This window comes from Cryobacterium sp., assembly GCF_025463825.1.
Classification (GTDB): Bacteria; Actinomycetota; Actinomycetes; order Actinomycetales; family Microbacteriaceae; genus Cryobacterium.
Genome location: NZ_JAODBG010000084.1, coordinates 1 through 10196, shown reverse-complemented (window position 1 = coordinate 10196; position 10196 = coordinate 1). Strand labels below are relative to the sequence as shown.

The window sequence follows — 10196 nt, the reverse complement described above, 5'->3', positions numbered from 1 at the left end:
ATTCCTGGATATCAACCTCACCCAGGCGGCGAACGTCACCACCGGTCAGGTGTACTCGCAGGTCATCGCCCGGGAACGCCGCGGCGAGTACCTCGGCGACACCGTGCAGGTCATCCCGCACATCACCGATGAGATCAAGCGCCGGATGCGCCTGCAGGCCAGCGACGAGCCGCGCCCCGACGTGATCATCACCGAGGTCGGCGGCACCGTCGGCGACATCGAGTCGCAGCCGTTCATCGAGGCCGCCCGCCAGGTGCGCCACGAGTTGGGCCGCAAGAACGTGTTCTTCGTGCACGTCTCCCTGGTGCCGTTCATGAACGCATCCGGTGAGCAGAAGACCAAGCCCACCCAGCACTCCGTCGCCGCACTGCGTTCCCTGGGCATCCAGCCGGATGCGCTGGTGTTGCGCAGCGACCGGCCCGTCTCGGAGTCCAACAAGCGCAAGATCGCGCTCATGTGCGACGTGGACGAAGACGCCGTCGTGAACTGCAAAGACGTGCCCAGCATCTACGAGATCCCGGCCGTGCTGCACGACCAGGGCCTGGACAAGTACATCACCGACGCTCTCGGCCTGCCGGTGAAGGACGTGGATTGGACCGCCTGGCAGCGCGTGCTCGACGCGGTGCGCGAACCCAAGCACGAGGTCACCATCGGCCTGGTCGGCAAGTACATCGACCTGCCCGACGCCTACCTCTCGGTGACCGAGGCGCTGCGCGCCGGCGGTTTCGCCCAGCAAACCAAGGTCAAGATCGAATGGATCGCCTCCGACACCTGCGAGACGCCCGAGGGCGCCGCGCAGATGCTCAGCGAACTGGACGGCATCTGCGTGCCCGGCGGCTTCGGCGTGCGCGGCATCGAGGGCAAGCTCGGCGCCCTCAAGTTCGCCCGCGAGAACGCCATCCCGGTGCTGGGCCTGTGCCTGGGCCTGCAGTGCATGGTCATCGAGTACGCCCGCAACAAGGCCGGCCTCGACGGCGCCTCGTCCAGCGAGTTCGACCCGGAGACCGAGTTCCCGGTGATCGCGACCATGGAGGAGCAGGTGGAGATCATCGCCGGCGGCGACCTGGGCGGCACCATGCGTCTCGGCCTGTACCCGGCCGACCTTGCGGCGGGATCCATCGTTGAGGAGCTCTACGGCGCCCCTGTCGCTTCTGAGCGGCACCGGCACCGCTACGAGGTCAACAACAACTACCGCACGCAGATCGCCGACGCCGGCCTGTGGTTCTCCGGCACCTCGCCCGACGGCCACCTCGTCGAGTACGTGGAGCTGCCGCGTGGCGAGCACCCGTTCTACGTGGGCACCCAGGCGCACCCCGAGCTGCGCTCGCGCCCCAGCCACGCGCACCCGCTGTTCCGCGGCCTGATCGGCGCCGCGCTGGACCGCCAGCAGGCCAGCCGTCTGTTCGAGGTGAAGGAAGATGCCTAAGACCCTCTCCGACCGCGCCGACACCGACGCGCTGCTGCCCCGCATCGAGGACGAGCCGGCCCCCACCGCGGTGACCTCGAGCTCGGTGAAGTTCGACGGCCACGTGTGGAACATCCGCCAGGACGCGTTCGACTACAACGGTGCCGAGATCGTTCGCGAGTACGTCGACCACCCCGGCGCCGTGGCGGTCCTCGCGCTCGACGACCAGGACCGGGTGCTGCTCATCCAGCAGTACCGGCACCCGGTGCGCATGCGCGAATGGGAACTGCCCGCCGGGCTCCTGGACATCGACGGCGAACACGCCCTCATCGGCGCCCAGCGTGAGCTGGCCGAGGAGACGGACGTCGTCGCGTCGGAGTGGAACGTGCTCACCGAGTTCTACACCTCGCCGGGCGGCAGTAACGAGGTCATCCGCATCTACCTGGCCCGCGGGCTGTCGCCGGCCACCGAGGCCTTCGACCGCACCGACGAGGAAGCCGACATGGTCACCCGCTGGGTCGCCCTGGACGACGTCGTCGACGCCGCGCTCGCCCGACGGGTGCAGAACCCGTCGCTCGTCGTCGGTGTCCTCGCCGCCGCCGCCTCCCGCGCCCGCGGCTGGGCCAGCCTCGCGCCCGCCGACCTGCCGTGGCCGCGGCACCCGTCGAACTGGGACTCCACGGTGTGACCGGTCCCGCGTTCGTCGAGCCGGCCGTGCACTCGTATCTGCGGCATGTCTCGATCGAACGTGGGCTCTCGGCCAACACCGTGGCCGCCTACCGCCGCGATCTGGTGATCTACGCCGGCTGGCTGGCGGATGCCGGCCTCGACGACCTGCGCCAGGTGACCGCGCAGCACGTGAGCGGGTTCGTGCAGCACCTCGGCGCCCGGGCCGAATCGCCGCTGACCGCGGCGTCGGTCGCGCGCATCCTCTCCACCGTGCGCGGCTTCCACCGGTTCCTGCTCGAGGACTCGCTCGTCGAGGTGGACGTCGCCCACGAGTCGAAACCGCCCAAGCTCGGCCTGCGGCTGCCCAAGGCCATCTCGATCGAGCAGGTGACCCAGCTGCTGGCCGCCACCGACGGTGAGGAGTTGCCGCAGTTGCGCGACAAGGCGCTGCTCGAGCTGCTCTACGCCACCGGGGCGCGGGTGTCGGAAGTGGTGAACCTCAACGTGGACGACATGCTCGAGGGCGACGTGGTGCGGCTCACCGGCAAGGGCAACAAGCAGCGCATCGTGCCGGTCGGCAGCTTCGCCCGCGCCGCTGTGGACGCCTACCTGGTGCGCGCCCGGCCGGTGCTGTCCAGCCGGGGCAAGGCCACCCCGGCGCTGTTCCTCGGCGTGCGCGGGCATCGGGTGAGCCGGCAGAACGCCTGGCTGATCATCCGCGCGGCGGCCGAACGCGCCGAGCTGGGCATCGAGGTGTCCCCGCACACGCTGCGGCACTCCTTCGCCACCCACCTGCTCTCCGGCGGCGCCGACGTGCGCGTGGTGCAGGAGCTGCTCGGCCACTCCTCGGTGGCCACCACCCAGATCTACACCCTCGTCACCATCGACACCCTCCGCGACATGTACACCACCGCGCACCCCCGAGCCCGCTGACGGGGCCGCCGGCCGCACCCATCCGCCGCGACTGTGCCCGCTCCGGACAAATGGTCCCGGCGCACCGGGACCATTTGCCCGCACCGGGGCCAGTTGGGCTGGCTGGATTTCCGCGAGCGGGGACGGGGCGAGTCGCGGCACACCGGCGGATCTGGCCGTGGGCTGCGCATCCGCTCGGTAGAATCGACCAAGTGAACTGCATGACGGATCGAGGACAGCCCAGTGGCGCGTAAGACTGAAAACCGGACGCAGCTTCCCGGACTTGAGGAATTGCCGACCGGCGTGACCGGCCGCCCCCTGCAGGTCTTCGATGAACCCACCCCGCTGAAGAGTCACGGCCCGGCGCGCATCATCTCGCTGTGCAACCAGAAGGGCGGCGTCGGCAAGACGACGACCACCATCAACCTGGGTGCGGCCCTGGCCGGTTACGGCCGCCGGGTGCTCGCGATCGACTTCGACCCGCAGGGCGCCCTGTCGGCGGGCCTGGGCATTCCCACGCACGACGTCACGACCATCTACGACCTGCTCCTGAGCGGCTCCAAGGACCCGCGCGAAGCGATCCAGGAGACCGCCGTCGAGGGCCTGGACATCATCCCGGCCAACATCGACCTTTCCGCCGCGGAGGTGCACCTCGTCAACGAGGTCGCCCGCGAGCAGATCCTGGCCCGGGTGCTGCGCAAGGTCTCCAACGACTACGACGTGATCCTCATCGACTGCCAGCCGTCGCTGGGCATCCTCACCGTGAACGCGCTCACCGCCAGCCACGGCGTGCTCATTCCGCTGGAGTGCGAGTTCTTCGCCCTGCGCGGTGTCGCGCTGCTCATCGAGACCATCGACAAGGTGCGCGACCGGCTCAACCCGGCCATCGAACTCGACGGCATCCTGGCCACCATGTACGACTCCCGCACGCTGCACTCCCGTGAGGTGCTCGAGCGGGTCGTCGACGCGTTCGGCGACCGGGTGATGGACACCGTCATCGGCCGTACCGTGAAGTTCCCGGACGCCAGTGTCGCCGGGATCCCCATCACCGAGTTCGCGCCGGAACACGCCGCCGCCAAGGCCTACAAGCAGGCGGCGCGGGAACTGATCCAGCGTGGCGCGGTCGCCTAGGCAGACCACGGCCGCTCCGGCCCGCGCCGCGGCGGCCACCGCCACGGCCGGCGCCGGTACCATCAGCCCCGGCGGGACCGGCACCGTCAGCGGTGACACCGCTCCGACGCCAGGCTTCTCGGTGGCCCTGCAAAACTTCGAGGGCCCGTTCGACCTGCTCCTCTCCCTGATCGGCAAGCACGAACTCGACATCACCGAAATCTCGCTGAGCCGGGTGACGGACGAGTTCATCTCCTACCTGCGCGGGCTCGACGCCGCGGAAGAGCTGGACCACGCGACCGAGTTCCTGGTGGTGGCCGCCACCCTGCTCGACCTCAAACTCTCCGGGCTGCTGCCGCAGGGCGAACTCGTCGACGCCGAAGAGGTGGCGCTGCTCGAAGCGCGGGACCTGCTCTTCGCCCGGCTGCTGCAGTACCGGGCGTTCAAGACCGCGTCGGCCTGGTTTCTCGAGCACCTCGAATACGAGGCGACCCGGCACGTGCGGTCGGTGCGGCTCGAGGAGAAGTACCGCACCACGACCCCGGAGCTGGTGTGGACGCTATCGCTGGGCGACTTCGGCGCCCTGGCCGCGCTGGCGCTGACGCCGCGGGAACTGCCGACGGTGGGGCTCGAGCACCTGCATGCGCCGCTGGTGAGCATCCGCGAACAGGCCGCGATCGTGGTGGCGATGCTGCAGGCCAACCGGAACCTGACCTTCCGCGAGCTGATCGTGGACTGCGTCGAGAAGGGGCTGGTCATCGCCCGTTTCCTGGCCGTGCTCGAGCTGTACCGGCACGGCGCCCTCAGCTTCGACCAACTGGAACCGCTCGGCGAGCTGAGCCTGCACTGGGATGCCGACGGCTGGTCTGACGACAATCTTGCGAACCTCGGAGCCGACTATGACGCCTGATACCGGTATGACGGATGTTGCCGAGGTCTCGACAAGCTCGACCAGCGACGGTGGGGGAGCGGACCGAGGCGGCGTCGGCACGGCCATCGAGCGGCGGCTCGAGGCGATTCTGATGGTGGCGGATGAGCCGCAGAGCCTGGTGCACCTGGCCACCGCGGTCGCGCATCCGCTCGTGGACGTGCGCGAAGCCATCCTGCGGCTGGTCGCCGACTTCGACGGGGTGAACGGCACCGTGCGGCGGGGCTTCGAGTTGCGCGAGGTGGCCGGCGGCTGGCGGATCTACGTGCGCCCGGAGTACGACCCGGTGGTGGCCGATTTCGTGCTCACGCAGAACCCCAGCCGGCTGTCCCAGGCGGCGCTGGAGACCCTCGCGGTGATCGCCTACAAGCAACCAATCAGCCGCGGCGCGGTAGCCTCGATTCGGGCCGTCAACGTCGACTCGGTCGTGCGCACCCTCCTGGGCCGCGGACTGATCACCGAGGCCTTCACCGATAGCGAGACCGGCGCGATCAATTACGCCACCACCGACCTGCTGCTTGTGCAGCTGGGAATCAACTCGCTCGACGAGTTGCCACTAATTTCGCCGTTGCTTGCCGACGGTGCGAACGGATTCGAGGATTTACCATGACCGACCACAACGATAGCTACATCGACACCAGCCGCAGCAACCCGGACTTCGCCACCAACCCGGAGGCCGCCGTCGACGGCATCCGCCTGCAGAAGGTGCTCTCCGCCGCCGGCGTCGCCTCCCGCCGGGTCAGCGAAGAGATGATCGCCTCCGGCCGGGTGCGGGTGAACGGCAAGGTCGTCACCGAGCTGGGCCGCCGCGTGCACCCCGAGACCGACAAGATCGCCGTGGACAACATCGCCGTGCAGCTGGACACCAGCCGCCGCTACGTGATGCTGAACAAGCCCGTCGGTGTGGTCTCCTCGATGCAGGACGAGAGCGGCCGCCCCGACCTCCGCCAGTTCACCCAGGGTTACGAAGAACGTCTGTTCAACGTGGGCCGCCTCGACGCCCAGACCAGCGGTCTGCTGATCCTCACCAACGACGGTGACCTCGCGCACGTGCTCGCGCACCCCTCCTTCGGCGTCGCCAAAACCTACATCGCCAAGGTCGAGGGCCGCGTCTCGGCGCAGACCATCGGCAGGCTGCAGAGCGGCATCGAGCTGGAGGACGGCCCCATCGCCGCCGACAAGGCCCGCATCCTCACCAGCCCTCCCGGCGACGGCTTCACCCTGGTGGAGCTCACCCTGCACTCCGGCCGCAACCGCATCGTGCGGCGGATGCTCGACGCCGTCGGCCACCCCGTCGTGGACCTGGTGCGCCGCCAGTTCGGGCCGCTGCAGCTGGGTACCCTCCGGGCCGGCGCCGTGCGCGACCTCACTAAGGTGGAACTCGGTCAGCTGCTCACGGTGTCCCGCGCCGAGGTCCAGAAGTAGCCGACCCGAGCATCCGTTTCACCCCAGTCACCCGCGCAAGTTTGGAGCCGAACGTGGTCGAGTCTCGCCTGATCGGGCCGGTGCGTGTCGTCGGCGCCGGGCTCCTGGGCACCAGCATCGGCCTGGGCCTGACGGCCCGGGGGATCGACGTGATCCTCGCCGACGCCTCCCCGACGAACCTGTCGCTGGCCATCGACTACGGCGCCGGCCGCGCGGCGACGCCCGCCGACGCCCCGCAGCTGATCGTGGTGTGCGTGCCGCCGGATGTCACCGCCGAGATCGTCGCCCGTGAACTCGACGCGTTCCCCGACGCGATCGTGACGGATGTGGCCAGCGTCAAGCTGGCTCCGCTGACCGAGCTGCGCGAGCGCGGCGCCGACGTCTCCCGCTACATCGGCTCGCACCCGCTGGCCGGCCGGGAACGCGGCGGACCCCTCGCCGGCCGCGCCGACCTGTTCATCGGCCGGCCCTGGGTGGTCGCCGCGCACGACGCGATCAGCTACCAGCGCGCCACCGCGATCGACGACCTGATCCTCGACCTGGGCGCCACCCTGGTGGAGATGACCCCCCAGGAGCACGACAACGCGGTGGCCCTGGTGTCGCACGTGCCCCAGGTGGTGTCCACCCTGATGGCCCGCCGGCTCACCGACGCGCCCGGCTCCGCGCTCAACCTCGCCGGCCAGGGCATCCGCGACGTCACCCGCGTCGCCGCCAGCGACCCCGAACTGTGGGTACAGATCCTCGGCGCCAACCCGGCGCCGGTGCGGGAGATCCTCCTGGCCGTGCGCGACGACCTGGACCGGTTCATCGGCGCCCTCACCGACCCGGCCGCCCCCGGCGCGCGCCGCCAGGTGGCCGAGGAGATCGCCGGCGGCAACACCGGCGTGGCCCGGCTGCCCGGCAAGCACGGCCAGGACCGCCGCTACGCCAGCATCACGGTGATGGTGGACGATACCCCCGGCCAGCTCGCCCGACTCTTCAACGAGATCGGCGAGGTGGGCGTGAACCTCGAAGACCTGCGCCTCGAGCACTCCCCGGGAGCCCAGATCGGGCTCGCCGAGATCAGCATCCTCCCCGAGGCGGTCAGCCGCCTCACCTCTGAGCTGGCCGCCCGCGGCTGGCGGATTGTCGGTTAGACGTTTGAGCAAGCACTCCTACCCCCTGTTCGTCGCGATCGATGGGCCCGCCGGAAGCGGCAAGTCCAGCGTGAGCCGGGCCGTCGCCCGCCGCCTGGGCTTCGCGTACCTCGACACCGGAGCCGCCTACCGGGCGCTGGCGTGGCTGGTCATCGACCAGGAGGTCGACCCGCAGAACTCCGCCGCGGTCACCGCGTTGCTGCCGAACTTCGACTACCTGATCGGCACCGAGCCGGATGCCTACTTCGTGCGGGTCGGCGACAGCGACATCACCGACGCCATCCGGGAGCCGGAGATCTCCGCCGCGGTGAGCGCGATCGCCCGGGTTCCGGAAGTGCGCACGCACCTCACCGAGCTGTTCCGCAGCATCGCCCGGGCCGTGCCGCAGCCCGGCGTGGTGGTCGAAGGACGCGACATCACCACCGTCGTCGCCCCGGAAGCCGAGGTCCGCATTCTACTCACAGCAACCGAAGAGGCTAGAATGGCTAGGCGCTCTGCGGAAATATCAACCCAATCGGCCCACACCGTGGCGGAACAGCTGCGATCGAGGGATCGCGCCGACTCCCAGGTAGTGGAATTCATGAGCGCTGCAGACGGTGTGACCACCGTCGACTCCACCCATCTCGACTTCGACCAGACCATTGACGCGGTCATAGAGGTCATCAATACACGTAACCGCGAGGCCTCGCATGACTAACCAATTCGACGACACGACGATCCCCGAGCTCGACCCGGAGACCGCATCGCGCCTGACCGAACTCGACGACGATGACGCCCTGATCGCCCAGCGCGCCACCGCGCTGCGAACCGGCCTGAACGAGTACGACCTCGACGACGAGGACTTCGACGTACTCGATCACGTCACCGAAGACCCCGACGCGATCCACTACCTGCCGGCCCTGCCGGTGATCGCCATCGTCGGCCGCCCCAACGTGGGCAAGTCCGCCCTGGTGAACCGCATCCTCGGCCGCCGTGAGGCCGTCGTGGAGGACACCCCCGGCGTGACCCGTGACCGCGTCACCTACAAGGGTGAATGGCACGAACGCCGCTTCAGCCTCGTCGACACCGGCGGCTGGGAGCCCGACGCCAAGGGCATCGACGCCTCCGTCGCGATGCAGGCCGAGCTGGCCATCGAGCTGTGCGACGTCGTCATGTTCGTCGTCGACTCCAACGTGGGCCCGACCTCCACCGACGAGGCCGTCGTCAAGCTGCTGCGTCGCAGCGGCAAGCCGGTCTTCCTCATCGCCAACAAGGTCGACGACATCCGTCAGGAGCCCGAAGCGGCCAGCCTGTGGGCGCTCGGCCTCGGCCAGCCCTGGCCGGTCTCCGCGCTGCACGGCCGCGGCGTCGCCGACCTGCTCGACGCGATCCTCGAAGAACTCCCCGAGATCTCCAACGTCGCCAAGCAGGAAGTGGGCGGCCCGCGCCGCGTCGCCATCCTGGGGCGCCCGAACGTGGGCAAGTCCAGCCTGCTCAACAAGGTCGTCGGCGAAGAGCGCGTTGTCGTCAACGCGCTGGCCGGCACCACCCGCGACCCGGTCGACGAGCAGGTTGAGCTCGGCGGCAAGGTCTGGCGTTTCGTCGACACCGCCGGCATCCGCCGTCGCGTGCACCTCTCCCAGGGCGCCGACTTCTACGCATCGCTGCGCACAAGCGCCGCCCTCGAGAAGGCCGAAGTGGCCGTCGTGCTCATCGACGTGACCGAGGTCATCAGCGAGCAGGACGTCCGGGTCATCGACCTGGTCCTCGAGTCCGGCCGTGCGCTGGTGCTCGCGTTCAACAAGTGGGACCAGATCGACGACGACCGTCGCCGCTACCTGGAGCGCGAGATCGAGCAGGACCTGGCCCACGTGGCCTGGGCCCCGCGCGTGAACATCTCCGCCAAGACCGGCCGTCACATGGAGAAGCTGGTTCCGGCGCTCGAGCTCGCGCTCGAGTCGTGGGACACCCGCGTCGCCACCGGGAAGTTCAACGCGTTCCTCGCCGAGCTGGCCGCGGAGCACCCGCACCCGGTGCGCAGTGGCAAGCAGCCGCGCATCCTGTTCGGCACCCAGGCCTCCAGCCGCCCGCCGACCTTCGTGATCTTCACCACCGGGTTCCTCGACCCGGGCTACCGCCGCTTCATCCAGCGCCGCCTGCGCGAGGTCTACGGCTTCGCCGGCAGCCCGATCAACATCAGCATGCGCGTGCGCGAGAAGCGCAAGCGCTAAGCCCCTGCCGGGGTTCCCCGGTCGGCTCGATCAAGCCGCGTGCTGCATCCTACGGATGCCGGCACGCGGCTTTTTCGTGCCCGGACCCGGCGCGAAAGCCGCCCGGATCACGCAAGGTTTGCGCAAGGAATCCTCAAGAACGGCCCTGTGCCACCTCAAGGCCGGGCCGCCGATCCCTGTATTGACGCGGATCCTGCCAGAAAACCCCCAAGCGGCACTTGAGGGTACCCCCGAGCGAGGGGGTTGGAGAGCCGGCCGCATCTGTTCTAGGTTCTTGTTGCTGGCAGAGACGCTTTCGGCTCCACCGGCATCGCGGGACCCGAAACCCGCGTACCGCCCGCACGCCGCCGCACCTCCCGAAAGGTGCGCTCCCCCCAACCCGTTTTGATCGTTCCGGTGTC

10 protein-coding genes are annotated in these 10196 nt (G+C 69.3%); all 10 read left to right on the top strand.

What is annotated here, in order from left to right; translation table 11 throughout:
- Positions 1–1426: CTP synthase (locus JWP54_RS10470; RefSeq protein WP_297371465.1), on the top strand; the 1426-nt coding region annotated here is incomplete at its 5' end.
- Positions 1419–2093, top strand: a complete 675-nt coding sequence (locus tag JWP54_RS10465) for an NUDIX hydrolase (protein ID WP_297371463.1) — start codon at positions 1419–1421, stop codon at positions 2091–2093. The genes JWP54_RS10470 and JWP54_RS10465, both read left to right, overlap by 8 nt.
- Positions 2090–3007, top strand: a complete 918-nt coding sequence (gene xerD / locus JWP54_RS10460; RefSeq protein WP_297371460.1) for a site-specific tyrosine recombinase XerD — start codon at positions 2090–2092, stop codon at positions 3005–3007. Before JWP54_RS10465 ends, xerD begins: the two co-directional genes overlap by 4 nt.
- Before the next feature lie 222 nt (positions 3008–3229).
- Complete coding sequence (locus JWP54_RS10455; RefSeq protein ID WP_297371457.1) at positions 3230–4117, top strand: ParA family protein; 888 nt, start codon at positions 3230–3232, stop codon at positions 4115–4117.
- Positions 4118–4178: 61 nt separating this feature from the next.
- Complete coding sequence (locus JWP54_RS10450) at positions 4179–5006, top strand: ScpA family protein (protein WP_297371467.1); 828 nt, start codon at positions 4179–4181, stop codon at positions 5004–5006.
- Positions 4996–5634: an SMC-Scp complex subunit ScpB gene (locus JWP54_RS10445; RefSeq protein ID WP_297371454.1), complete on the top strand. Its 639-nt coding sequence runs from the start codon at positions 4996–4998 to the stop codon at positions 5632–5634. The genes JWP54_RS10450 and JWP54_RS10445 overlap by 11 nt, the downstream gene beginning before the upstream one ends.
- On the top strand, positions 5631–6449 hold the full coding sequence (locus tag JWP54_RS10440; protein ID WP_297371452.1) for a pseudouridine synthase: 819 nt from the start codon (positions 5631–5633) through the stop codon (positions 6447–6449). Before JWP54_RS10445 ends, JWP54_RS10440 begins: the two co-directional genes overlap by 4 nt.
- Positions 6450–6502: 53 nt before the next feature.
- Positions 6503–7585: a prephenate dehydrogenase gene (locus JWP54_RS10435; protein WP_297371450.1), complete on the top strand. Its 1083-nt coding sequence runs from the start codon at positions 6503–6505 to the stop codon at positions 7583–7585.
- Between the two features lie 4 nt (positions 7586–7589).
- Positions 7590–8282 carry a (d)CMP kinase gene (gene cmk, locus JWP54_RS10430; protein WP_297371448.1) on the top strand — a complete coding sequence of 231 codons (693 nt, stop codon included), beginning with the start codon at positions 7590–7592 and terminating at the stop codon, positions 8280–8282.
- Positions 8275–9795 carry a ribosome biogenesis GTPase Der gene (gene der, locus JWP54_RS10425; RefSeq protein ID WP_297371446.1) on the top strand — a complete coding sequence of 507 codons (1521 nt, stop codon included), beginning with the start codon at positions 8275–8277 and terminating at the stop codon, positions 9793–9795. The genes cmk and der overlap by 8 nt, the downstream gene beginning before the upstream one ends.
- The last annotated feature ends 401 nt before the right edge of the window (positions 9796–10196 follow it).